The sequence below is a fragment of the Mycobacterium sp. ZZG genome (assembly GCF_054786995.1).
On the sequence record NZ_JBTBFV010000046.1, the window covers coordinates 19,207 to 43,854 of the forward strand.

At 67.4% G+C, this 24,648-nt stretch carries 22 protein-coding genes and 1 pseudogene; 10 read left to right on the forward strand and 13 right to left on the reverse strand.

Annotation, left to right across the window (positions count from 1 at the left end):
* Nucleotides 1-4: 4 nt before the first annotated feature.
* Entirely contained in the window at nucleotides 5-2,185 is a 2,181-nt protein-coding gene (locus ACXMYJ_RS21540; RefSeq protein WP_460358806.1) for a molybdopterin-containing oxidoreductase family protein, read from the reverse strand.
* Between the two features lie 41 nt (nucleotides 2,186-2,226).
* On the opposite strand from ACXMYJ_RS21540, the gene ACXMYJ_RS21545 reads away from it, so the two are divergent.
* Entirely contained in the window at nucleotides 2,227-2,601 is a 375-nt protein-coding gene (locus tag ACXMYJ_RS21545) for an NYN domain-containing protein (protein WP_460358807.1), read from the forward strand.
* On the opposite strand, the gene ACXMYJ_RS21550 is transcribed toward ACXMYJ_RS21545, so the two are convergent.
* Complete coding sequence (locus ACXMYJ_RS21550) at nucleotides 2,585-2,827, reverse strand: hypothetical protein (RefSeq protein WP_460358808.1); 243 nt, start codon at nucleotides 2,825-2,827, stop codon at nucleotides 2,585-2,587. The two genes, ACXMYJ_RS21545 and ACXMYJ_RS21550, sit on opposite strands and share 17 nt — an antisense overlap.
* A 267-nt stretch (nucleotides 2,828-3,094) precedes the next feature.
* On the opposite strand from ACXMYJ_RS21550, the gene ACXMYJ_RS21555 reads away from it, so the two are divergent.
* A complete protein-coding gene (locus tag ACXMYJ_RS21555) occupies nucleotides 3,095-3,904 on the forward strand; it encodes a thioesterase family protein (protein WP_460358809.1) in 810 nt (269 codons plus the stop codon).
* Nucleotides 3,905-3,939: 35 nt separating this feature from the next.
* The gene (locus ACXMYJ_RS21560) at nucleotides 3,940-5,085 is read left to right on the forward strand and encodes a thiolase family protein (protein ID WP_460358810.1); all 1,146 of its coding nucleotides are present in this window, start codon (nucleotides 3,940-3,942) and stop codon (nucleotides 5,083-5,085) included.
* A gap of 72 nt (nucleotides 5,086-5,157) precedes the next feature.
* On the opposite strand, the gene ACXMYJ_RS21565 is transcribed toward ACXMYJ_RS21560, so the two are convergent.
* The 8 genes from ACXMYJ_RS21565 to ACXMYJ_RS21600 all read right to left on the reverse strand — a co-directional run bounded on the left by ACXMYJ_RS21565 (nucleotide 5,158) and on the right by ACXMYJ_RS21600 (nucleotide 13,791).
* A complete protein-coding gene (locus ACXMYJ_RS21565) occupies nucleotides 5,158-6,348 on the reverse strand; it encodes an acyl-CoA dehydrogenase family protein (RefSeq protein WP_260751262.1) in 1,191 nt (396 codons plus the stop codon).
* 3 nt (nucleotides 6,349-6,351) lie between these two features.
* Complete coding sequence (locus ACXMYJ_RS21570; RefSeq protein ID WP_460358811.1) at nucleotides 6,352-7,392, reverse strand: acyl-CoA dehydrogenase family protein; 1,041 nt, start codon at nucleotides 7,390-7,392, stop codon at nucleotides 6,352-6,354.
* Nucleotides 7,393-7,394: 2 nt separating this feature from the next.
* The gene (locus ACXMYJ_RS21575) at nucleotides 7,395-8,165 is read right to left on the reverse strand and encodes an amidohydrolase family protein (RefSeq protein ID WP_460358826.1); all 771 of its coding nucleotides are present in this window, start codon (nucleotides 8,163-8,165) and stop codon (nucleotides 7,395-7,397) included.
* Nucleotides 8,166-8,239: 74 nt separating this feature from the next.
* Entirely contained in the window at nucleotides 8,240-9,865 is a 1,626-nt protein-coding gene (locus tag ACXMYJ_RS21580) for an acyl-CoA synthetase (RefSeq protein WP_260751259.1), read from the reverse strand.
* A 28-nt stretch (nucleotides 9,866-9,893) separates the two neighbouring features.
* On the reverse strand, nucleotides 9,894-11,144 hold the full coding sequence (locus ACXMYJ_RS21585; protein ID WP_260751258.1) for an amidohydrolase family protein: 1,251 nt from the start codon (nucleotides 11,142-11,144) through the stop codon (nucleotides 9,894-9,896).
* Entirely contained in the window at nucleotides 11,141-12,016 is an 876-nt protein-coding gene (locus ACXMYJ_RS21590; protein WP_460358812.1) for an enoyl-CoA hydratase, read from the reverse strand. Before ACXMYJ_RS21590 ends, ACXMYJ_RS21585 begins: the two co-directional genes overlap by 4 nt.
* 183 nt (nucleotides 12,017-12,199) lie before the next feature.
* Nucleotides 12,200-12,997, reverse strand: a complete 798-nt coding sequence (locus ACXMYJ_RS21595) for an SDR family NAD(P)-dependent oxidoreductase (protein WP_260751256.1) — start codon at nucleotides 12,995-12,997, stop codon at nucleotides 12,200-12,202.
* A 32-nt stretch (nucleotides 12,998-13,029) separates the two neighbouring features.
* A complete protein-coding gene (locus ACXMYJ_RS21600; RefSeq protein WP_460358813.1) occupies nucleotides 13,030-13,791 on the reverse strand; it encodes a crotonase/enoyl-CoA hydratase family protein in 762 nt (253 codons plus the stop codon).
* 250 nt (nucleotides 13,792-14,041) lie between these two features.
* Between ACXMYJ_RS21600 and ACXMYJ_RS21605 the strand changes: the two genes are divergently transcribed.
* Nucleotides 14,042-14,788 (forward strand): TetR/AcrR family transcriptional regulator, encoded by a 747-nt coding sequence (locus ACXMYJ_RS21605; protein ID WP_460358815.1) that lies wholly within the window; start codon nucleotides 14,042-14,044, stop codon nucleotides 14,786-14,788.
* Between the two features lie 79 nt (nucleotides 14,789-14,867).
* Here ACXMYJ_RS21605 and ACXMYJ_RS21610 read toward each other — a convergent pair whose 3' ends face one another.
* The 3 genes from ACXMYJ_RS21610 to ACXMYJ_RS21620 form a co-directional block, all read right to left on the reverse strand.
* The gene (locus ACXMYJ_RS21610) at nucleotides 14,868-16,043 is read right to left on the reverse strand and encodes a thiolase family protein (protein ID WP_443188771.1); all 1,176 of its coding nucleotides are present in this window, start codon (nucleotides 16,041-16,043) and stop codon (nucleotides 14,868-14,870) included.
* Between the two features lie 79 nt (nucleotides 16,044-16,122).
* Complete coding sequence (locus ACXMYJ_RS21615; protein ID WP_460358817.1) at nucleotides 16,123-17,031, reverse strand: enoyl-CoA hydratase/isomerase family protein; 909 nt, start codon at nucleotides 17,029-17,031, stop codon at nucleotides 16,123-16,125.
* 24 nt (nucleotides 17,032-17,055) lie between these two features.
* Nucleotides 17,056-17,832, reverse strand: a complete 777-nt coding sequence (locus ACXMYJ_RS21620; RefSeq protein WP_460358818.1) for a FadR/GntR family transcriptional regulator — start codon at nucleotides 17,830-17,832, stop codon at nucleotides 17,056-17,058.
* Nucleotides 17,833-17,941: 109 nt separating this feature from the next.
* Between ACXMYJ_RS21620 and ACXMYJ_RS21625 the strand changes: the two genes are divergently transcribed.
* The 6 genes and pseudogenes from ACXMYJ_RS21625 to ACXMYJ_RS21650 form a co-directional block, all read left to right on the forward strand.
* Nucleotides 17,942-18,742, forward strand: a complete 801-nt coding sequence (locus ACXMYJ_RS21625; RefSeq protein ID WP_460358819.1) for an enoyl-CoA hydratase-related protein — start codon at nucleotides 17,942-17,944, stop codon at nucleotides 18,740-18,742.
* 13 nt (nucleotides 18,743-18,755) lie between these two features.
* On the forward strand, nucleotides 18,756-19,568 hold the full coding sequence (locus tag ACXMYJ_RS21630; RefSeq protein ID WP_460358820.1) for an enoyl-CoA hydratase/isomerase family protein: 813 nt from the start codon (nucleotides 18,756-18,758) through the stop codon (nucleotides 19,566-19,568).
* A gap of 28 nt (nucleotides 19,569-19,596) precedes the next feature.
* Nucleotides 19,597-20,376 (forward strand): enoyl-CoA hydratase/isomerase family protein, encoded by a 780-nt coding sequence (locus tag ACXMYJ_RS21635; protein WP_443188766.1) that lies wholly within the window; start codon nucleotides 19,597-19,599, stop codon nucleotides 20,374-20,376.
* Entirely contained in the window at nucleotides 20,376-21,818 is a 1,443-nt protein-coding gene (locus ACXMYJ_RS21640; RefSeq protein WP_443188765.1) for a class I adenylate-forming enzyme family protein, read from the forward strand. The genes ACXMYJ_RS21635 and ACXMYJ_RS21640 overlap by 1 nt, the downstream gene beginning before the upstream one ends.
* Nucleotides 21,819-21,829: 11 nt before the next feature.
* Entirely contained in the window at nucleotides 21,830-23,383 is a 1,554-nt protein-coding gene (locus ACXMYJ_RS21645) for a class I adenylate-forming enzyme family protein (RefSeq protein ID WP_460358827.1), read from the forward strand.
* A pseudogene (locus ACXMYJ_RS21650) lies at nucleotides 23,376-24,524 on the forward strand (class I adenylate-forming enzyme family protein); the annotation flags it as partial. The gene ACXMYJ_RS21645 and the pseudogene ACXMYJ_RS21650, both read left to right, overlap by 8 nt.
* Between the last annotated feature and the right edge of the window lie 124 nt (nucleotides 24,525-24,648).

The following is a 24,648-nucleotide window of genomic DNA, read 5'->3' on the forward strand; positions in this document are numbered from 1 at the left end:
AATGTCACACAGGTTCGACACGGACCGGTACGCCGGTCAGCCACGCCATTCCGGACAGCGATTCCACGTCACCGGGCTCGCTGGAGGTCAACTGGTTGACGTTGGGGCCGCCGGCCCGATTCGCGAGCTGCCATCCGCCGGATCCGTTGTGCCCCCAGCCGTGCGGCAGCGCGATCACCCCGGCCACGATGTCCTCGGTCAGCGTGACGGGCACGGTGATCCGGCCGTACGGTGAGCTCACCTGGACCTCGCTGCCATCGCCGATCGAGAGCTCGGCGGCGTCGTCGGCGTTCATCAGCCCGTGCGGGCTGCGGTCGCCACGCATCAGCAGCGGGGCGTTGTGCATCCACGAATTCTCCGAACGCGGCTCGCGCATCCCGATCATCCGCAGCGGGTAGTCCGCCGGCGCGTTCGGCACGGCCAGCATGGCGATCTCACGTTCGATGTCGCTGTGAGGCAGGTGGATCCGGCCGTTCAGGTAGGAGACCGTTTCCTTGAGCACCCCGGTTCTCAGATGCGGCAAGAGGACCGTCCCGTGCGGGTGGTCGCGCGTCAGCCGGGCGAAGGTCAGCCCGCCACGGCGCAGTCCGAAGCGGTCACCGCCCGCACAGAGACGGATGATCCCGTCGGCGAGCCGCCGCGGTGTGAACGGCACCCCGAGCCGCTTCGACACGCGTCCCGCCCCGATCAGGGCCGCGAAGACGCGTGACTGCCCCGACAACCGGTGTATCAGCTCGCCGACGATCTCCCACTCCTGCCGGGCCTGGCCCACAGGCGCGATCACCGCTTCGGTGGCCTGACGAAACGGTGTGGCCTGGAACGGCTGGAAGGTCAGCGGAAAGTCGTCGCGTTCGTACATGGTCGTCACCGGAAGGACGTAATCGCAGTGAGCCGAGGTCTCGGTCAGGTAGAAGTCCAATGCGACAGCTAGTTCCGACGAGTCCAGAGCCGCGGCGAGTTCATCACCGTTGGGCACCGACAACACCGGGTTGCCCGCACTGATGAACATCGCCCGGATCTGGCGCTCGCCCGGGGTGGTCATCTCCTTGGCCATCAGCGCCGCCGGCTCGGAGCCGATGACTGCCCGGAAGCCGCCGATGCGAGAACGCCGGCGCCGGTAGGTCCGCCGCAAGAGTGCGCCCATGCCGACGTTCACCCACCGCTGTCCCGGCAGACCCATTCCGCTGATGACCGAACCGCCCGGGACGTCGAAGTTGCCTGCGACGAGGTTGACGACGTCGATCAGGTAGGACGTCAGGGTGCCGTGCCGGCCGACACAGGTCCCCAGTCGCCCGTAGACGGCTGCGCGTGGGGTCGTCGCGAGGTCACGGGCCAGCCCGCGCACCACCTCGGGGTCGATCCCGGTGCGGGCCGCGGTGGCCTCGGGCTCAAACGGCGTCACCTGGTCCCCCAGCCAGTCGAGACCGTCTGCGCGGGTGGTGATTTCGCACGTGTGCGCAAGTTCCTCGGCGAACATCACGTGCAGCAGCGACAGCAACAGCAACGCGTCGGTGTCGGGCACGATGCCGCACCACTCGAACTGGGCCGCGGTCTCGGTCTTGCGGGGATCGATCACCACGACGCGGCCGCCCCGCCGGACGATGTCGTGCATCCGGTCCTTGATGCGCGGCGCGGTCAGGAAACTCCCGTGGGAAACCACCGGATTGGCGCCCATCACGACGAGGAGGTCGGTGCGGGTCAGGTCCGGAATGGGTACCGAGGTCGGGGTGCCGTAGAGCAGCTGACTGGCCATCAGCCGGCTGTTGGTGTCCTGCGAGGACGCTGTGTAGAAGTGGGTGCTCGCACCCAGGCCCTTGATGAAGGCAAGTATCGAGAGCACGTGCGAATAGCTGAACGCGCCCGGATTGCCCATGTACCAGCCGACGGCGCCAGGACCCCGGTCATGCAGCACCGTCGACAGCCTTGCGGTGATGTCGGTGAGCGCTTCCTCCCACCCCACCGGCACGAATCCGGCGGGTGTGCGCCGCATCGGCGTGGTCACCCGATCAGGGTCATTGACGACCCCGGTGAACGCGATGCCCTTCTGGCAGGCGAAACCGGCCGACAACGGATGCTCCTTGTCCGGGCGCAGCGCGGTCAGCGTGCCGTCCTCGACGGTGGCGATCATGCCGCACAGCGGCTCGCAGATCCGGCAGAACGTGCTCTTCTGGACCACCTCGGACATCCGATCGCCTTCCCGTGCTGATATTCGCTAGTCTGAGCACAATGCGCTGGATTGTCGATGGCATGAACGTCATCGGTTCGCGCCCCGACGGCTGGTGGCGCGACCGGCACCGCGCGATGGCCAACCTTGTGGAGTCCCTCGATCGGTGGGCGGCCGATGACGACGCCGAGGTGACGGTGGTGTTCGAACGTCCCCCGTCCCCGCCCATCGAGTCCACGGTGGTCGCGGTGAGGAGCGCACCGTCACCCGCACCGAACTCCGCCGACGACGAGATCGCCCGGATGGTTCGCGACGACCCGCATCCGGAGCAGATCCGGGTCGCCACATCGGATCGCGCATTGTCCGAGCGGGTTCGCGCGGCGGGTGCGACGGTCTTCCCGGCCGAACGCTTCCGCGAGCTCATCGACCCACGCTGAGTTTCACCGCAGGATCCGCACCCGAACGTTCACCCACGACTTCGTAGCGCGGCAGCTGCTGCCACTGAACGAGATGGCGCGCGAATGTCAGCGCCGCACTGCCCACCAGCTTCGTCACCGTTTCGGCCATCGCCTGCGTGCCGGACTCCGACATGTCGATCTGGTCCGGCTCACGGTGCAGCGCCTCGTCGACAGCCTGACCTGCTGCCGGTACTTCTCCGGCCACCCCAGCGTTCGGGCGATCGCATCGACCGGAAGTAGACCGAGAAGTCCTGCGGCACATCGAAACTGTCACCGCTGACCAGGCTGCGCATCACGTGGTGTTCCACGGGTCGATCGAGATGATCATCTTGGCCGCGACCCTCTCTCCCCGCCGGAGTCATGCTGTGCCTCCACGCCGGCCATGGCCGCGTCCTGTAAGCCATCCAGTTGTGCTTTCGGTAAAAGTCATCCTATCCTGCTGGTGGCCGCCGTGTGCAAGACAGGACGGGACGTGACCGACGCCTATTACGACCTCGTCGACTCCGACGACGCCCGCGGAGAGAAGTTCGCGGCATCCGACCACGTCATAAGCACGTGGGGATCCGACATGCAGAACGCCGCACCGGTGTCGGCACTGCTGGTCCGGGCGGCCGAGCGCTGCGCCCCGCGCGACGACATGCGTCTGAGCCGCGTCGTGGTCGATCTGCTGGGCCCGGTACCGGTCGCCGGCGACCTGTGGGTGCGCGCCGCCGTCGAACGTCCCGGCCGCAAGATCGAGTTGGTCGGCGCCGAGATGCTCGCGGACGGGCCGGACGGGACACCCAGGCCGGTCGCGACCGCATCGGCGTGGCGGTTCCAGCGATCGGAGGCCGGGCCGCTGCCGGACTCCCCCGCCAAACCGATGCGACCGGTCGGCGAGGGCCGGCGCCGCCTTCCCGACGACGGCGCTGAGCGGACTTACATCCAGAGCCTGGACTGGCGCTGGCTCAACGACATTCTCAACAGCGCGCGGGCCGAGTGCTGGGCGTGCCCGCTGGTCGACCTCGTCGCCGGCGAGGAGATGACTCCCGCTCAGCGTTTGTTCTCCGTCGCCGATATCGCCAACGGCATGGGCAGCCGGCTCGACACCGGCCGGTACACCTTTCTCAACACCGACCTCGCCGTGCACCTCCACCGGCTGCCGGCGGGCCCGTGGATCGGGGTCCGCTCGGAGAACCACTACGGCGACGACGGCGTCGGGGTGTCGCGCGGGATGTTGTTCGACGAAACCGGACCGGTGGCGGCCATCCAACAGGCACAGCTGGTCCGCCGGCGCCAGTAGGCCGTAACCGACACCGCGGAAAGGACTCTCACACCATGCACGACGTCGCGATCATCGGGGTCGGACTGCACCCGTTCGGCCGGTTCGAGGGAAAGACCGCCATGCAGATGGGGGTCGATGCGATCACCGCCGCCGTCGCGGATGCGGGTGTGTCCTGGAACGACATCCAGTTCGGCGTTGGTGGCAGCTGGACGGTCGCCAACCCGGATGCCATCGTCGGCATGGTCGGACTGTCCGGCATCCCGTTCACCAACGTGTTCAACGCCTGCGCGACGGCCGCAAGCGCCACCAAGGCCTGCGCCGACGGAATCCGCTTGGGCGACTACGATATCGGCATCGCAGTGGGGCTGGACAAGCATCCGCGCGGCGCGTTCACCGAAGATCCCGGCCTGGTCGGCATGCCCAGCTGGTACGCCGAGAACGGCCAGTACCTGACCACGCAGTTCTTCGGCATGAAGGCCAACCGCTACCTGCACGAGCACGGCATCAGCCATCGCACGCTGGCGAAGGTGGTCAACAAGAACCTGCGCAACGGCGCGCTCAATCCCAACGCGTTCCGGCGTAAGCCGATGGACGAGGACGTGATCCTGGACTCGCCGATGCTGAACTACCCGCTGACGCAGTACATGTTCTGCTCCCCCGACGAAGGCGCCGCCGCGGTGGTCATGTGCCGGGCCGACCTCGCGCACCGGTACACCGACAAGCCGATCTTCGTGCGCGCAGTGGAGGTCCGTACCCGCAAATACGGTGCCTACGAGGTGAATACGACGTTCGCACCGGTCGACGAGGATGTCGCGCCCACCGTCTACGCCTCCCGCGCGGCGTTCGAGAAAGCGGGTATCGAACCGTCCGACGTGGACGTGATCCAGTTGCAGGACACCGACGCCGGCGCCGAGATCATCCACATGGCCGAGGCCGGCTTCTGCGCCGACGGCGACCAGGAGAAGCTGATCAGCGACGGTGCCACCGAGATCGGCGGGGCGATGCCGGTCAACACCGACGGCGGGCTGCTGGCCAATGGTGAGCCGATCGGCGCATCCGGGCTGCGGCAGGTGCACGAAATCGTCCGGCAGTTGCGCGGGCAGGCCGGTGACCGGCAGATCCGCGGCGAGCCGAAGGTCGGTTTCGCACAGTTGTACGGAGCGCCGGGCACCGCGGGCGCGACGATCCTCACTACTTAAGACTTCCGCGAAATTGCATTCCAGCAGCGAAATATCGAGTAAACCCCTGCTGGAATGCAATTTCGGCGAGATTCAGGACGCTGTGCGCGGCGGTGAGTAGTTCGGCTTGCCCAGGCCCAGCACGTACTGCGCGATCATGTTGCGGAACACCTCCAGGGTGCCGCCGTAGATCCCGACCAGCGGCGCGAACCGGTAGATGTACTCGGACGCCCCGTCGTCGGCGGCGCCATCGGTGCCCACCGGCAACGCCGAGGCGGCGCCCATGACGTCCATCAGGTCCGGTGAGATGTCGCGCATGGTCTGCGCCAGCGCGACCCGGCCGAAGATCGACGGCGCCGACAGGGAAGCCTCGAGCCGGGCCACGCTGCGGCCCAGTCGGTAGGCGACGGCGCCGTCGTCGATCAGCCTTCGGCCGTTGGGGTCAGGGACCGTCGACTTCTGTGCGGTCTTATCGACCGCAGCGGCCATGAACATGGCCTGGTGCATCATGATCGACACGTCGGCCAGACCGTCGTCCGCGGCGGCGACGTCACCGTGCTCGGCGTTGAGCGGCTCGCGCACCACCGCCCACCCGCCGTTGACCTCGCCCAGCCGGTACCGGTCGTCGATTCGGACGTCGCTGTAGTAGACGATGTTGGTGCGGTCGCCGTCGACGGTGCGGATACCTTGGATCTCGATCCCCGGGGTATCCAGCGGCACCAGAAACATGGTGAGACTCTTATGTTTCGGCGCGCCCGGATCGGTGTTGGTGATCAGGAAGACGTACTGGCAATTGTGGGCGCCGGTGGTGAACATCTTCGATCCATTAATGATCCACTGGTCCCCGTCGCGCACCGCCCGGGTCTTACACGTCGCGACATCCGAGCCACCCTCGGGCTCGGTGTAGCCCAGGCACAACCGCACGTGCCCACTGTAGACACGCGGCAGCACTTCGTCTTTGAGCTCAGGTGAGCCGAACTTCTCCACCGACTTGGTGATCATCGCGGTGGTCCCGGACGTCACCCAGGGCACTTGGGCGCGGCGTTTCTCCAGTTCCCAGATCCGTCGCTGCACCCGTGTGAACGGCCGCTCGGTGGCCGGGTTCCAGTCACGATCGAGGTAACCCGCCGCGCCGAGCGCGAGGTGCACACCCTCATCGAAGTTGTCGCCGGTCTCCCGGTCCCGGCGGATCACCTCCTCGGTGACGATCTCGCTCAGGAAGGACCGGACCTCGTCCTGGAACTTCTGCTCGTCGTCCGAGAGCTCCACCCGTGAGAAATCCACTGTTCAGCTCCGTCCCTCGCGCTCGGCCACGATGCCGGCGATGTACTTGGCGGTGGCACCCGGATCGCCGCCGGCAACCGCCCACCCCCTGGCCCGAACCAGGTACGCCGTCGCGGCAGCCTCGGCGGAAACCCCGAGACCGCCCTGGACGTGGACGGCCATCGTGGCAGCCTTGGCAGCCTCCTCGGCCATGAACACGAACACCGACGGCGCCAGTTCCCGGCGTTCGTCGGGCTCGTTGTCGAGGAACCAGGCCGCGCGGCGAGCCAGGTTGCGGCCACCCTGCACGGTGATCGCGATGTTCGCCAGCGGATGCGAGATCGCCTGCAGCGTCGAGATCGGCACACCGAGCGTGTAGCGCGTCTTGGAGAACTCCGCAGCGATGGTCATGGTCTCCTCGACAAGTCCGACCAGTGCCGCACCGGTCAACAGGCGCCATTCATCCAGCGCGCGTCGGTATTCGGCCAGCGCCTCCGGCCCGCTGCCCAGCACCGTGCGGCTGTCGGCACCGGCGGGATCCACCCACGCCATCGGCAGCTTGCCGATGTTGTCGACCCGGGCCGGACGGGTCGAGAACCCGCAGAGCACGACGTCGTCCCCGTCGCGGACCACGACGTGGTCGGCGACGGAGCCCGCCGGGATCAACCTGACCCCGGAGCCGTTGTCCTGCTGCGGATCCAGTGCGACGATCTGCCGGCCGTCGACGATCTCGACGTCGACACCGCCGAGACGGGCCAGCAGCCGGGCCGCCACGACGTGGTCGATCCACGGCACCGGCGCCAGTGAGCGCCCGACCTCCTCGGCGACCAGCGTCAGGTCCACCAGCGTGGCCCCGTCACCGCCCACGGACTCCTGAAGCGCCATCGTCGTGGCCCCCATGGCGCACAACCGCTCCCACAGGCTCTTGTCGAAGCCGGACTCCTCGGCGGCGCGCACCGTCTCGATGGTGCAGCGGGTGGCGAAGAAGTCTCTATAGGCCGCCTGGAGGGCCTGATGGTCCTCGGACAGGCTGTAGTCCAGCCTGCGCAGTTCGTACCGGTCCACGGTCAGGTCTCCTGTTCTGCGGGGCCGAAGAAGAAGTCGTTGGCGTTGTTGTAGAGATAGTTGTCCAGGACATCGGGGGGCAGGTCGAGCGCGAGCGCCTCGGGGACGACGCGGCTCTGCCGCAGCACCGGCCAGTCCGAGGCGAAGATCACCTTGTTCTTGCCGCGGGTGCGCATGAAGTGAATCAGGCTGTCGGGCAGACGTTTCGGTGACCATGCCGAGGTCATGATGCGTAAGTTGGCGTACTTGATCAACAACCGGATCGCGACGTCCCACCACGGGTCCGCACCGTGGATCATGCACAGCTTCAACTCTGGGAAGCGCACACAGACTCGGTCGAGGTGGATCGGGTTCTGCACCTCGCCGGGAATCGGCGGTCCCGGCAGCCCGGTGTTGATGCACAGCGGCAGCCCGAGTTCGGCGCACTTGGTGTAGAGCGGATAGTAGACCGCATCACTGGGCGGGTACATGCCGTCACCCCAGAAGCTGGGTCCGACAACGGCATACGCCACCGGCAGGTCGGCGACGACCGCTGTGAGCTCACGTAGCGAGGGTATCGGGCGCAGCAGATTCACGCCGCCGACGGCGAGGGCGAACTTGTCCGGGCGTTCCTCGACGAACTTGCGGGCGGTGACAGAGGGCTTGGCGAGGTTGTCCATCAGGATGGCCTTCTCGACACCGTGCTCGGCCATCTCGTCGAGCAGCGCCGGCAACTCGACTTGGTCGTATAGGGAATGCGGACCCTTGAAGTAGTCGTCGCGGACCTTGAGCATGAACTCGGGTTGCTTGGCTGTCTCACCGAAGTGCACGTTGACCAGCGCATCAATGACGCGGTTGACCTTCGGGGTCACGGCTGACCCGCCAGCGTGTCCTGCTGTGTCACCTGGCTTTTCGCCCATCGATAGTCGGCCTTTCCGTTGCCCAACCGGCGCACAGTGTCGACAAAGAGGAATTCCTTGGGCGCCTTGTAGCGGGCCAGCGACGAGTGGCACGCCTGCCGCAGCGCCTCGGGCTCCACCACCGCGCCTGGATGCTTCTGGATCAGCGCGACGATCTCCTGACCCCAGCGCTCGCTGTCGCGACCGATCACCAGCGCGTCGGCGACGCCGGTGTGTGCGCGCAGCACTTCCTCGACCTCTTCGACGAAAACCTTCTCGCCGCCGGTGTTGATGACCAGCGAGTCACGCCCGTACAGCCGGATGGTGCCGTCGGCCTCCAGCGAAGCCCGGTCCCCGGAGATCACCACACGCCGACCGTCGACCGACGGGAACGTCCGCGCGGTCGCGTCGGCATCGTCGAAGTAGCCCAGCGGAATCCGGCCCTCCCGCGCCACCCAGCCGATCTCGCCGTCGCCAGGCTGCAAGAACCTGGTGCGGTCTTCGGACAGCAGGACCACACCGTCGCGCCGTTCGAAGGTGTCCTTGCGGTCATCGCGCAGGCTGCGCCCGAAGGCCATGTTCCCGGTCTCCGACGACCCGTAGCCGTTGATCAACGTGATCTGCGGAAGCAGCTCAAGCAGCGCGTCCTGGTGACGCTGGTTGGTTGCCGCGCCTCCGGTGCCGATCGCGAACAGCGACGACAGATCATAGGGGCGACACCGCAGCTCGGCGATCAGCGGTCCGGCGTACGCGTCGCCGACCATGGTCATCAGGCCGACCTTCTCGCGTTCGGCGGTGGCCAGCACCGCGGCCGCATCGAGTGTCGGTTTGTCGTACAGGATCACGGTCTGGCCGTTGAGCAGTGCCGCGAACGCGGTCCACATCCCGGCGGCGTGCATCAGCGGCGACACCGCGAACCAGGGCGGTCCGGCGTGCTGCACCTTGGCATGGATCTCGTCGACCGATTCGTGGTCGGCGCCGTTCATGGATACCACGTAGGTGTCGGATTGGCGCCACATCACGCCTTTGGGCCGGCCGGTGGTCCCGCCGGTGCAGATCATCATCACGTCGTCGGGCGACGGCGTGATCGGCTGGTCCGCCTCGCCCGCGACGAGCGCGTCGCCCAGGTTCACCGCACCGGTCAGCGCAGGCGCGTCAGAGCCGTCGTCGATCGAGATGATCACGTCCACGCCGTCGCGGGGCAGCACGTCGGCGAACTTCGCGCCGAGCGAGCGGTGGACGACGACCGCCCGGGGCCGCAGATACGCCAGCAGTTCGTCGACCTCGCGCGGCGTGTAGATGAAGTTGACGTTCACAGGTACCGCACGCGCCTTCAGCGCGCCGATCACCATGTCCGGGTACTGGTCGTTGTGCATGATCAGCGCGACGCGGTCCTGGCCGCACTCCCAGCCGTCGAGCGCGTCGCGCTCCTGGTGCGCGCCGATCCCGTTGGCGCTCAGGAAGTTCGCGAGCCGACGGGTGCGCTCGGCCGTCTGCGCGTACGTGCTCCGGCGGTCACCGCAGACCGTCATCAACCGGTCGGGTATCGCGTCGGCGATGGCGTCGACGACACTGCCGATCGTCCACTCGGACACCGTCACACTCCTCGCGTCCGGGGCATCGTCAGGTGGTGGTGATGTGTGCGCCGACGAGGGTGAGAGCGTTGTCGCGCATCACCTTGCGGGTGTCCTCGTGGCTGAACTCGGGGAACTGCGGAATGTCAGCGGTGAACGACGTGGGATCGGCCAACCCCTCCCCGTGCGGCCAGTCCGACCCGAACAGGATCTTGTCCACCCCGATGGTGTCGGCGAGCAGTTTGACGTCGTCCTCGTAGTACGGCGCGATCCAGACGTTGTTCCGCAGCTGCTCGAGCGGGTCCTCCTTGTAGTGGTGCGGCGCATTGTTCGCGGACTTCTTGAGCCGCTTGATCAGCCGGTACACGAAGTAGGAGCCGTTCTCGATGCTGGCCACCTTGAGCTTGGGGTGCCGGGTGAACACCTGGTGGACGATCATTGCGGCGATGGTGTCGTGGATGGCGCGATCGTCCATGATCACCATGTCGAGCGGATCGCGCTTGCCGAAGCCTTTGAACACCCCACTGCCGCCCCACAGGGCCGGGATGGCCATGTAGCCGGAGTCGGACAGGTGGAAGACCACCGGGACGCCCGCTTCGGCCAGCCGCGCCCACACCGGGTCGTGCACCGGATCGCCGAGCGAGCGGGGCCGGACTTCACCGGGCACCGGCGCAGGCCGCACGCACACGATCTTGGCGCCCCGGCTGAGGACGAACTCGACCTCCTCGACCGCCTTCGGCACGTCGGCCAGCGAGATGATCGGCGCGGCGAGGATGCGATGGTCCGGCCGGTCGAATCCCCAGTCCTCGTCGAGCCACAGGTTGAACGCGTGGACCGACGCCATGGTGGCCGGGATGTCGTGCTTGAGACCTTCCTCGACGCCGCACGCGAACGTCGGCAGCATGAACGCCGTCTCGAGGTTCTGCTTGTCGAGGATCGTCACCCGGGCGTCACGGTTCTGGTACTCGGGGTGGTCGGCGAGTCGATCGACCTTCATCAGCGAGGCGGGGTCGACGCCCTCGGGGATCTCACCCCGGAACAGCAGATCCAGGCAGCCCGGTTCGATGATCGGGTCGAAGGTGGGGTTCGGGATGAAGTGATTGATCACCCCGCCGAACACCGCGTAGGTGCGCTTGCCGTCGCTGAGCATCTGCACCCCGCGGCTGCGGAACTCCTTGGGCAGGTGCCGGGTGAACGAGTCGATCGGCTCGTAGTAGTGGTTGTCGACGTCGATCGCCCGGTAATCCAGTGGTTGTACCTTCGGATGCTGGGGTGGCAACGCGTCGTGCTCTGCAGTCATGGCGTCTCCTCCTTGAGCGGTGGGAAGCTGGGCGGTCTCTTCTCGAAGAAGGCGGTGATGCCCTCGATGAAGTCGGGACGGAGCATCGACTCGTGCATCAGTTTCTCCGCATCCGCACTCGCATCGTGCAGGTTTCGCACAGCGTCCCCAAAGATCTGCCGCTTGATCACCGCGAGTGAACTGGGCGCGCAATGGCGGGCCATGTCCTCGGCGTAGGCCAGGGTGTGCGTCATCAAGGCTTCGGGGGCGACGACGTCGGTGACCAGTCCGAGTTCTTTGGCCTCCTCGGCGTAGAACGTGCGTCCGGACAGCAGCAGGTCGGTCGCGGCGCCCCAGCCGACGATCCGCGGCAGGATCCATGAGATCCCGTACTCGGCGATCAGGCCGCGGCGGGAGAACGCGGTGGTGAACTTCGCGCCCGCCGCGGCGAAGCGGATGTCACACATCAGCGCCTGGGTGAAGCCGATGCCGGCGCAGGCGCCGTTGATCGCCGCGATCAAGGGTTTGCGCAACTGGGTGACGAAGTGCGGATGGCGTTCACCGACCAGCTGGGACACGTCGGTGTCGACCGGTCCCGCCTCCCCTTCGCCTCGCTCGCCGCGGCCGGCTTCGCTGATCGAGTCCAGGTCCCCCATGTCGGCGCCGGCGCAGAACGCCCGACCGTTTCCGGTGAGGACGATGACGCGGACGTCGGGGTCAGCCTCGGCACGGTCGATGCACCGGTAGAACGCGCGCGCCAGGCCCCCGCCCCAGGAGTTCATCCGTTCCGGCCGGTTCAGCGTCAGCACCGCGACGCCGCTGTCGCCCACCTCGTACAGCACCGGATCTTCGGCGGCGGCAGCCGGCTGTGCGGCGCGATCGACAGCGCTCACCGACAAACCTCCTCAGCTCGACAGATGCTCATACTGTACACCTATCGGTAGTGGCTTCTACAACCGCTCGGGCGGCTATTCGCCTGTCCGCCCGAGGTTCTGGTAAGCGACGCGAATCCGCTTCTGCGCCAACTCCGCAAGCTGATCCGGCCTCAACTCCCGGCGACGTCCGGATCCCCCCGATCAGGTGAAGTCGCTACCGCCGTCGACGTTGATGTTGGCGCCGGTCATGTACGAGTTCCGCCGCGACGCCAAAAACGCGACAACAGGCCCGATCTCGGTCGGCAGGCCGGCACGGGGCAGATGCGCGGGGTGGCCGAAATACTCATCGATCGCGGCCATCAGCGCATACGGGTCGCTGCCGTCGACGCCCACGGAGTCGGCCCAGCCGAGCAACGCCTCGGACGCGATACTGCCGGGCGAGACGACGTTGACCATGATCTCGTCCGGTGCCAGCAGAAGCGAAAGGTTTTTCGAGACGCTGGTGACCATCGCCTTCGCGGCGGTGTACGCCGGCAGGATCACACTCTGGCGCTGCGTCGAGTGCGCCGAGAAGTTCACGATGCGCGCCCACTCCGCCGCCCGCAGCAGCGGCAAGGCGGCGCGCACGCACCTCACCATGCCCATCGCACCCGCGTCGACGGCCCGGCTCCAGTCGGCGTCGGTCAATTCGTCGAACGTTCCGCGCACATCGGGGCCGACGGCGTTGACCAGGATGTTGAGCTCGCCGTTCCACCGCTCACCCAGTGCGGCGAACGCACGCTGAACGGCGGTGTCGTCGGTGGTGTCAGCCACCACCCCCACGGAATCCGGACTGCCCCGGCCCCGCAACTGCGCGGCCGCGTCGTCCAGCGCGTCGCGGGAACGGCCGATCAGCGCGACGCGCGCGCCGTCGTCGGCGAAGCACTGCGCAGCGGCCAGGCCCATACCGCGGTGACCGCCGACGACGACCGCGGTGGCGTCGCGCAGGCCCAGGTCCATTCAGACGTTCCCGTCCAGCCGAACCGACCCGCTCAGGTGCCCGTCCAGTTCGGCTTGCGTTTCTCGGCGAATGCCGTCGCGCCTTCCATCGCGTCCTTGGACGAGAAGACCGGGAAGGCGATCTCGCCCTGCTTCTTCCACATGTCGGCCTCGGTCCAGTCTGCCGACTTCACGATGACCTCCTTGGTCGCCGCGACCGCCAGCGGACCGTTGGCGGTGATCCGTTCGGCCAGCGCCAGTGCGCCGTCGAGCGCCCCGCCCGGTTCGGTCAACACGTTGACGAAGCCCCACTGCGAAGCCTCCTCGGCGGTGAAGCTGTCGCCGGTCAGCGCGAGTTCGAGCGCTTTCTGATACGGGATTCGCTTCTGCAGCCGCAGCAGGCCGCCGCCCGCGGCCACCAGCCCGCGCTTGACCTCGGGAATGCCGAACTTCGCGTTCTTGGCAGCCACGATCAGATCGGTGGCCAACACGATCTCGGTGCCACCGGCCAGCGCGTAGCCCTCGACCGCGGAGATCACCGGCTTGCGCGGCGGACGCTCGGTGAACCCGATCCCGCGACCTTCGATGGCGGGCACCTCGCCGGCCATGAACGCCTTCAGATCCATCCCGGCGCAGAAGTTGCCGCCCGCGCCGGTGATGATCGCCACCGACAGCTCAGGGGTGCCGTCCAGCTCGTCCATCGCGTCGGCCAGGCCTTGGGCCACCGCGAGGTTGAAGGCGTTGCGCGCCTCCGGGCGGTTGATGGTGATGATCAGAACCCGGTCCCTGCGTTCCAGAAGAACCTCGTCAGCCACGTGTCGCCCTTCACTTTTCGAGTGGGATGTCGTCGCGTATCGCTGGAAAAGCTTACTATAGGACTTACAGTAAATGGTCGGAACCGCGACGTGGGTTCCGGTCGGAACCCACCGGTAAGGTCGCGCAGACGACGACGCAGCGAGCTGACCGCAAAGACGCAGGCCAGCGTACCTATGCCGGTGGATTCCCGACCGGCCGCCCCGCCCGACGGCGCTGCGGACGCAGCATCGAGACGATGGAGGTGCCCCAGTGGCGAAGCAGGCGACCGCGGAGAAGCGGCAACGGCGTGAGCGCGGGTCCATCAATCCCGACGACATCATCAAGGGCGCTTTCGAACTCGCCGAACAGGTCGGCATCGACAACCTGAGCATGCCGCTGCTGGGCAAGCATCTCGGCGTGGGCGTCACCAGCATCTACTGGTACTTCCGCAAGAAGGACGATCTGCTCAACGCGATGACCGATCGCGCGTTGCGTCAGTACGCGTTCGCCACTCCGTATGTCGAGGCCAAGGACTGGCGCGAGACGCTGGCCAACCATGCCCGGTCGATGCGCCACACGTTCAACGGCAACCCGATCCTGTGCGACCTGATTCTGATCCGTTCGGCGTTGAGCCCGCGTGCGGCGAAAGTGGGTGTGCAGGAGGTGGAGAAGGCGATCAGCAGCCTGGTCGAAGCGGGCCTGTCCCCCGAAGACGCCTTCGACACCTACTCCGCGATGTCTGTCCACGTGCGCGGATCGGTGGTGCTGCAGCGTCTGCGCGAGAAGAACCTCGCCGGCGAGGACGGCCACGGCGACATCGACGACACCATGGCGATCGACCCGGAGTCCGCCCCACTGCTGGCCGCAGTCACGCAGAAGGGTCACCACCTGAGTGGATCAGACGACCGCAACTTCGAGTTCGGCCTGCAATGCATCCTCGATCACGCCGACCGCCTCATCGAGCAGAACGTCAGGCCCGCACGCAAAACCGCGAAAGCCCCCGCCCGTAAGCGTTGATCTCCCTTCGCGCCGAAATCGCATTCCACGCGGTCGTTACGCGACCTGACCCGCATGGAATGCGATTTCGCCGAAGGTGTTAGACCTCGATGACGACGCCGCCACCCTGGCCGCCGCCGGCGCACATCGCGGCGACACCGATGCCGCCGCCGCGGCGCTGCAGTTCGTAGACCAGCGTCGTGACCATACGGGCGCCGGAGGCGGCGATGGGATGCCCGAGGCTGCAGCCGCTGCCCGAGAAGTTCACGAGTTCCTCGTCGATGCCGTACTCCTTGCAGGCCGCGATCGGGACGGACGCGAACGCCTCGTTGATCTCCCAAAGGGCGACGTCGGACGGCTTCAGCCCGGCCCGGTCGAGCACCCTGCCGATGACCTTGACTCCGCCCAGGCCGGTGTCGCGCGGCGCCACGCCCACCGCACCCCACGCCCTGACCTTGGCCATCACGTCGAGGCCGTTCGCAGCGGCGTAGTCGGCCTCGACGAGGGCCACGCCCGCGGCGGCGTCGTTGGTGCCGCTGCTGTTGCCCGCGGTGATCGAGAAGCCGTCGATCTCGGGGTGCAGCACCTTCAAGCCCGCCAGCTTCTCCACGGTGGTGTCGCGACGCGGGTGCTCGTCGACGCTGAAGTCGATGACCGAACCGTCGAACTGCTCGACCTTGAGCGGCACGATCTCGTCGACGAACTTGCCGGCGTCGATCGCGGCGACGGCACGCTGGTGGGACCGGGCGGCCCATGCGTCCATCTCCTCGCGGGTGATGCCCGCGGCCTGCGCGGTGTTCCAGCCGACGGTGATGGACATGTCCCTGGTCGGCGCGTCCGGCGTCTCGACGTGCGTGGGCGGCATCCACCGCTCCTCGAACTTCAGCTCGGGGCCGGGGATGCGCCAGTTCACCAGCGGGGTCATCGACAGCGACTGCACGCCACCGGCGATCAGCACCCGCTCCATGCCGGAGCCGATCTGGGCAGACGCGTTGCCGATCGCGGTGAGGCTGCCGGCGCAGTGCCGATTCACCGATTGACCGGGCACATGCTGCAGTCCGGCGGCATCGGCGGCGTAGCGTGCGAGATCGCCACCACCGTAATGGGATTCAGCGAAGATGATGTCGTCGATGTCGGCGGGGTCGACGCCGGAGCGGCGGATGACCTCGGGCAGCACCGTGGTGATCAGGGTTTCGGGCGGGGTGTTGACCAGTGTGCCCTTGAACGAGCGGCCGATGGCCGTCCGGGCAGCACCGACGATGACGGGTGTTGGCATGCTCTTCGACCTCGGTTTCGTGACAGACAGACGTTACAAAACTAACAGATAATGTAGTGTCGACAGAAGGTGAGCCAGATCACTCGGCGTGGGAGTCGGGGTATAGCTCGGGCTCCGGGACGTGGAAATGCTCGTCACGCAGCCGGAAGGCCTCTCTCGTCCCGTGCTGCGCACGCGTCTTGACGAAGTTGAACTCACCCTCGGCGAACTGCAGGTTCGTCCCGTATGCGTGGAACAGGTAGCTCGCGACCTCTTCGCCCTGATAGGCCTGACTCTGCTCGACGAGCCGGAACGCCTCCTTGGCGATCACCACACCGTCGGCCGGCATTTTCGCGGCCTTCTCGGCCCAGTACCGCGCCCTGGCCGGCACCGCGGCAGCGTCACAGGTGTCGGTGAACACGCCCAGGTGCTCGACATCCCCGGCCGAGATGACGTCACCGGTCAGCAGCAGCCGCCGGGCCAGCACCGGGCCCAGCCGGTGGAAAAACATGTGCAAGCTACCCAGCGCGGGCCCGAGGAATCGGGTGGCCGGCATGCCGATCCTGGTGTCGCGGGCGATCACCGAGATGTCGGTCATCAACGCCATCTCGAACCCACCGCCCAGCGCGTACCCGCTGATCTGCCCGACGGTGACCTTCGGGAAGCCCATCAGGTTGTGGTAAAAGCCGAAGGACTTGCGGTCCACTGTCAGCCGCCGACGCTGACTGGGCCGCCTGGCCTCAGGAGCGCCCTGGTCGCGCCCCGACCCGCCATACCAGCCGTACGCGTTGTTCATATCGGCGCCGGTGCTGAACACGCCGTCGGCCCCGCGCAGCAACACCACGGTGATGTCGTCGTCCTCGGCGACGTCGTCGAGGTAGCGTGCGAGCAAGTTCCGCATCGAGGCGTCGTAGGAGTTGCGCCGCTTCGGGTTGTTCAGCGTGATGGTGGCAATGCGCTTGTCGCGATCGACCTCGAACAGCACGCGGCCGTCATCGGTGCTCGTCATGGTGAATCCTGTCGTCGTGGGGTGTCAACGGTCGTGATTGGCGATCAGCTTCGCTTCGATGGTTCTGTCCGAGCCGACGGCCAGGGTGTTGCGGCGGGCGGCGGCGAGGTGATCCTGCGCCAATCGCACTGCGCGTGAGGAGTTTCCGTCGACGATCGCCTCGACGATCCGCTGATGATCGCGCAATGCCGCGCGCATGATCTTCGGCCGCATCGGTTCCTCGGGGTGGCATTCGTCGCTCCACACCGAGGACTCGTGCGCTGACCAGATGACCTCCAGCGACCCGATGAGCAGGATCATCGACTCGTTGCCGCACCGCGCCACGACCGCTTCGTGAAACCGGCGAGCGTTGGGCACATAACGAGACGAGTGATCGAAATGCTCGACCTGCGCGTCGATCGCCGCCTGCAGGTGAGGAACCACCTCGGTCAGACGGTCCTCACGCGCCGCGCACATCCCGGCACAGATCGGTTCCAGATGCAGCAGCGCCTCGCTGACGTCGGTCGGGGTGGCCGAGCGGGTCTGCAACACCATGCCGATCATCTGTGCGGTGCGCTCAGCCGAGGGCAGGTGCACGACCGCCCCGCCGACGTTGCCGCGCCGCACCGAGATCAGACCGTCGGACTCCAGGATGTGGACGGCCTCCCGCACGGCGGGCGGACTGACCCCGAATTCGGCGAACAGGGCCTCCTGTGAGGGCAGCACGTCGCCCGCCTTGAGCCGCCCGGTCAGGATGTCGTCACGCAGCCGGGACGCCACGAGTTCTGCGACCCGTGGCTGGCGAATACGCGGTGCCGGCACTGTTCCCTCGACGGCCTTTCCTTGCTAAGTTGTACAAGATACTAATCGTAGTGCCAACTGTATGGCTATCTGTATAGCTTTTCCGCAGCGCCTGAAGGGACGGTGCCTGGTGCGAGACGACGCCGGCGCGGTGCGAGTCGTCAGGGACGACGCGGTCCTGCGGATCATTCTCGACCGACCCGCCCGGCGAAACTCGCTGAGCCACCCGATGATCGACGATCTGGTCGCGACCCTGACCTGCGCCGCCTCGGACGACTCGGTGCGTGCGATCCACCTGACCGGCGCCGGCGAGGATTTCTGCTCCGGCGCCGATTGGGTCGCCACCAACAGCAGTGGCCGCAGACCGAGGCCGGGCAACCTCGTCCGGCGTATCCCGCACGCGGCCAACCGGGTTGTCGAATTGATCGCCGCAATTCACCTGCCGGTGGTGTGCACCGTGCGCGGCTGGGCGGTCGGGCTGGGCGCCAATCTCGCCCTCGCCGCGGACTTCACCCTCGCCACTCCCGAGTCGAACCTGTGGGAACCGTTCGTCGACCGCGGCTTCAGTCCGGATTCCGGCTCGACCTGGCTGCTACCACGCCTTGCCGGTGTGGCGCGCGCCAAACGCATGCTGCTGCTGGGCGAGAAGGTGACCGGCGCCGACGCCGCGGACTGGGGGCTGATCCATCAGGCGCTCCCGGCCGACGAGATCGACGCGGCGGCAAGCGACTTGGTGGCCCGGCTGGCATCGGGACCGACGGTGGCGCTCGGGCTGGCCAAGCAGGCGATCAACTACGGCCTGCACGCGACCCTGCCCCAGTCCATGGCCCACGAGTTGGCGAGTCTGGAACTGGCCTGTCGGACAGCAGATTTCAAAGAGGGACTGGCAGCGTTCCGGGCTCGCCGCGCTCCCGATTTCAAGGGCGAATGAGGAAAGAAGACACGTGAGTCCCCACACCTACGACACCATCGGCTACGAGGTCGACGGACACAAGGCCACCATCACGCTGAACCGGCCCGAGGCACTCAACGCGCTGTCCCCGCACATGATCGGTGAACTGCGGGCGGCCTACGACGAGGTGGAGAACGACGATGACGTGTGGCTGATGATCGTCACCGGGACCGGCCGGGCGTTCTGCACCGGCGCGGACGTCAAGGAGATCCCGGAGGACGGCAAGGTCATCTACGAACGGCCCTATCTGTCGACCTACGACCAGTGGGAAGCCCCGCAAGAGGGCACACCCCCGTTCCGCCGGATGGCCAAACCGGTGCTCGCCGCGATCAACGGGATCTGTTGCGGCGCCGGGCTCGACTGGGTAACGACCGGGGACATCGTGATCGCGTCGGACAAGGCCACCTTCTTCGACCCCCACGTCAGCATCGGGTTGGTCGCCGCCCGGGAGATGGTGCGACTGGCCCGCGCCTTGCCGCGGTCGGTGGCCCTGCGGATGGCGTTGATGGGTAAGCACGAGCGCATGAGCGCCGAGCGCGCCTACGAACTGGGAATGGTGACCGAGGTCGTCGAACACGACAAGCTGCTCGAGCGTGCCCACGAAATCGCCGACATCGTGAACTCCAACGCCCCCCTCGCGGTGCGCGGCACCCGGCTGGCCATCCACAAGACCCTCGACCTACCGCTCCTGGAGGGCGAGATCCTCGCCGAGACATTCCGCGAGCGCGTGGTGCGCACCGAGGACGCCCAGGAGGGACCGCTGGCCTTCGTCGAGAAACGCACCCCCAACTGGCAGTGCCGATGAGCGCCGGCCCGAAGATCACAAGCCCCCGATGACGTTCGACACGGTCCTGCTCGACCTCGACTACCAAGCCCGCGTCGGCACGGTCACCCTCAACCGGCCGGACACGCTGAACTCCTTCAACCGCACGATGTGCGAGGAGATGAAGGACGTCTGGCGGATCCTCAAGGCCGACGAGGACATCAACGCGGTGGTGTTGCGCGCCGCGGGTGAACGGGCCTTCAGCGCCGGCCTGGACATCCGATCCAGCTACGGGCAGCCCGAAATCGTCTGGAATCACGAGGATCCCGGCGAGCTGCTGAGCCCCAAATGGCAGAAGATGTGGAAGCCGGTGGTGTGCGCCGTGCAGGGCATGTGCACCGCCGGCGCGTTGTACTTCGTCAACGAGGCCGACATTGTGATCTGCTCGCAGGGGGCGACGTTCTTCGACTCCCACGTCAGCGCCGGGCTGGTGTCCGCACTGGAGCCGGTGGGCCTGATGCGCCGGGTCGGCCTCGGTGACACACTGCGAATGGCGTTGATGGGCAACGACGAACGCGTCGGTGCACAGACCGCGCTACGCATCGGCCTGGTCACCGAAGTGGTCGCCGAGAACGAGCTGTGGGAACGCGCACACGAGATCGCCGCGACGGTCGCAGCCAAGCCCCCGACCGCCACCCAGGGCACGGTGAAAGCGATCTGGGAATCGCTGGACAAACCGTACCGCGCGGCGATGGACCAGGGCCTGATCTACACCAGGCTCGGCAACCCGATCGCCCAGGCAGAGCTGGCCGAGCGCCCCGTCCCCAAGACCCCGCCGCGGATCCGCTGATGCGGCATCGGCTTTCGCAACGAATCGACGATGTCCTGGCTCTGGACCCGGCGGGACAGGCGATCCAGTTCGACGGCCGGTGGACCACCTGGGAGCAGGTCGGGACCGTGGCGCACCGCATCGGTGACCTCGTCGGCACCGCTCGTGCGGGGATCATGCTGCGTAACAGTCCCGCCCACGTGGCGGCACTTCTGGGTGTACTCTCCGGCGGCGGCACCGTCGTCGTCATCAATCCGGCCCGCGGGGACGACCGCACCCGGTCGGACATCCAGGCGCTGCGGCTGCCGATCATCATCGGTTCCTCCCAAGACCTCGCGACCTCGGCGCCGGACACGACGGCGACCACGGTGACCATCGACGGACTCGATGAGCCGCCGAAGCTGCGCCTCGGCAGCGCCTCCGACGACGCGGGCCGCCCGGGAGTGGCGGTGTGGATGCTGACCAGCGGCACCACCGGCCCACCCAAGCGGGTCGATCTCACCTACGACATGCTGGCCCGCAGCGTGTTGGGCGCCGATTCCGACGCGGCGGCACCGACCGAGCTACGGCGCAGCGTGGCGATCGTGAACTCGCCGCTGGTGCACGTCGGCGGGGTGTATCGGGTGCTGCTGTGCCTGGCCGAGGCACGACCGTTCGTGCTGTTGCCGAAGTTCGACCTCAAGCAGTGGGCCGACGCCGTGCGTGAGCACCGCCCCCGCGCCGTGTCGCTGGTACCGGCGGCACTGAGGATGGTGCTGCACTCCGATCTGACCCGCGAGGATCTGGACGGCATCCGTGTCGTGACGTCGGGGACCGCCCCACTATCCGCCGATGATGCCGACGCGTTCACCGAGAAGTTCGGCATCCCGGTGCTGACCTCCTACGCGGCAACGGAATTCGGCGGCGGTGTGGCCGGCTGGACGCTGACGGACCACCAGAGATTCTGGCGAGACAAACGTGGCAGCGTCGGTAGGGCCAATCCGGGCGCACAGCTGCGCGTCGTCGACGACAGCGGCGCGCCTGTGCCGCCCGGGCAGCAGGGTCTGCTGGAAGTCATTCCGGCCCAGATGGCCGGCAGCCGTGACTGGATGCAGACCACCGACCTGGCCCGCATCGACGAAGACGGATTCGTGTGGATCCTCGGGCGCGCCGACCAGGCGATCATTCGGGGCGGGTTCAAGGTGATGCCCGACGACGTCAAGAGCGCGCTCGAAGGACATCCCGCGGTGGCCGGCGCCTCGGTGGTCGGGCGGTCGGATCCACGGCTCGGCGAAACCCCCGTCGCGCTGGTCGAGTTGCGCCCCGGTATCCACGCAGCACCGGACGAGCTGCTGGCTTACCTGCAGACCCGGCTGGCGCGCTATGAGATCCCGAGCGAGCTGGAGATCACCGACGCCATTCCGCGCACCCCGTCGGGAAAACCCGACCTGGTCGCCGTGCGCTCCCACTTCGCGCCGTCGTGACCGCTGTCCCGGTGACCGTCGCCGAAGTGCTGCGCCGGCAGCGGACGCCGCCGGACAAGCCCTTGCTGATCTGCGATCGCACCCGCCTGAGTCACGGCCAGGCCGTTGAACGCTCGGCCGTGCTGGCTCGGAAGCTGGTCGCACTCGGCGTCGGAAAAGGCACGCACGTCGGCCTGCTGTACCCCAACGGCGCCGACTTCGTCGTCGCGATGCTGGCGGCCACCCGCATCGGAGCCGTCGCGGTTCCGTTCTCCACGTTCGGCACCGTGCCGGAGATGCACAGGCAGTTGGTGCACAGCGACGTCTCGGTGCTGCTGGCCGCGCGCAGCTTTCGCTCCCGCGACTACGTGCAGACGCTGACCGACGCCGTCGGCGCACCGCTGACAACCGGATCTGTCTTCACCGCCACCGCACCGGTGCTGCGGCACGTGCTGTTCGACACCGAAGACGATGTCGCACATGCCGGATCCATCGACGAAGCATCGCTGCGTGCCCTGGAGGACGACGTCGAGGGCTGCGACCCGATGGCGATCATCTACACGTCGGGGTCGACCAGTGATCCCAAGGGCGTCGTGCACACCCACGCGGCGCTGCTGGCACATCAACGCAGTCTCAACGAGATCCGCGGACTGACCGCCGACGATCGCCTGTTCTGCAACTCGCCGTTCTTCTGGATCGGAGGATTCGCGTTCGGCCTGCTGGCCGTCCTGGTGGCCGGTGCCACGCTGATCTGCTCCAATGCCACCGACGCGGCCGACACCCTCGACCTGCTCGAGTCCGAGAAGCCCACCCTCACCAACGGATTCGTCGCCGGCATCGCGCACCTGCCACGCCATCCCAGCTTCGCGCACCGCGACCTGTCCTCCATGCGGCGCGGCAATCTCTACCCCATCATGGCCGTCGACGCGCGACCGGCCGACCCCGAACTGCGGCACAACATGCTCGGGATGACCGAGGCGGGCAGCGTCGTGCTTCTCAGCGGCGACGAGTCCGATCAGCCGGAGTCACGCCGCGGCTCGTTCGGGTTCCTGGCTCCCGGGTTCGAGGCGCGGATCGTCGACCCCGACACCCGCGCTGACGTCGAGGTGAACGCTCTCGGGATCCTTCTGCTGCGAGGGCCGTTCCTGATGCAGGGCTATTGGGGCCGTGCCCGCGAGGACTGTTTCGACGGCGACGGCTGGTTCGACACCGGGGATCTGGTGCGGCGCGACAGCGACGGCGTGTACTACTTCGTCGGGCGGGCCGGCGCGATGATCAAGACCGCGGGCGCAAACGTAGCTCCCGCCGAGGTGGAGAAGGCGATCACCGCGGTGATCCCTGATCCGGATGCCGCCGTCCATGTCGTCGTACTACCCGATGTCGAACGTGGTCAACTCGTCGCCGCCGTGATCGCGACCGGCAGCGGCGCCCCGGTCGACCTGCCCAGCCTTCAGCGCGCACTGCGCCCCGAGCTGTCGGCATACAAGATCCCCCTGCGGGTCATCGCGGTGCGGCACGCCGAAATCCCGACGCTGTCCAGTGGCAAGGCGGATCTCGCCGCCCTGCGAGGACTTTTCGATGACTGACACGATCGACGCACTGCTGCGCGCGCACGCCACGCGCCACGGCGCCAAGGACGCGATCGTCGACCCCGCCGAGCGGATCAGCTACGCCGAACTCGACAGGCTCACCCGAGAGTTCGGCGCAGCGATGGTCGCAGCGGGCATCGGCAAGGGTGCGCGGGTCGGGCTGTTGATGCCCAACGGTGTGGCGTGGGCGCGGATCGCGTTGGCGCTGATGCGGATCGGGGCCGTGGTGGTACCGCTGAGCACCTTGCTCACCCGCCGGGAACTGTCGGCGCAGCTGCGCACCGCCTCGGTCCAGCATCTGATCGCCGTCGGCGAGTTCCGCGGCCACCGCTATCTCGACGACCTGGACGCCCCTCCCTCGCTGCGGACGGTGCGGACGCCCGGGCAGGTGTTCGCGCTGCCCAGCCATCCGGCAGCCGCCGAGGTCGCCGAGGCGATGTCGCGGGGTGTGCGGCCTGCCGACCCGATGAGCATCGTGTTCACCTCCGGAAGCAGCGGTGCGCCCAAGGGCGTGTGCCACTCGCACGGCAACGCGATCGGTGCGGTTCGGGCCGGTCTCGTCGCACGCTGCATCGACGCCGACACCCGGCTGTACCTGCCGATGCCGTTCTTCTGGATCGGCGGTCTGGGCGCAGGGCTGCTGTCCGCGCTGACGGCGGGAGCGACGCTGATCACCGAGCCGGTGCCACAACCCGAGTCGACCCTGCGCCTCATCGCAGACGAGCGGGTCACGCTGTTCCGCGGCTGGCCGGACCAGGCCGAGGCATTGGCGCGGCACCTGCCGGCGGCGGGGGTCGAGCTGACCGAGCTGCGGGCGGGCAGCCTCGACGCGTTGCTCCCGGCGCCGTTGCGGTCCCGGCCCGGAGCCCGGGCCAGGTTGCTCGGGATGACCGAGTCGTTCGGGCCGTACTGCGGATACCCGGCCGACACCGACATGCCCGAAACCGCCTGGGGCAGTTGCGGCAAACCGTTCGATGGCATGCAGGTGCGCATCGTCGACACCGACTCCGGTGAGCCGGCGCCGACGGGTGCGGTCGGAATGATCCACATCCGCGGTCCTCACGTGATGCGCGGTATCTGCCGCCGCAGCCGTGAAGAGATCTTCACCGCCGACAGCTGGTATCCCACAGGCGATCTAGTGTCCTGAGTCATTAATTGCGATCTAGTTGTTAGACTGGGTTGTGCCGACACCTCATGCCGCGAAGATTGTCTTGACCACTGACGAGCGGGCCGAGTTGGAGGGGTGGGCGCGGCGACGATCC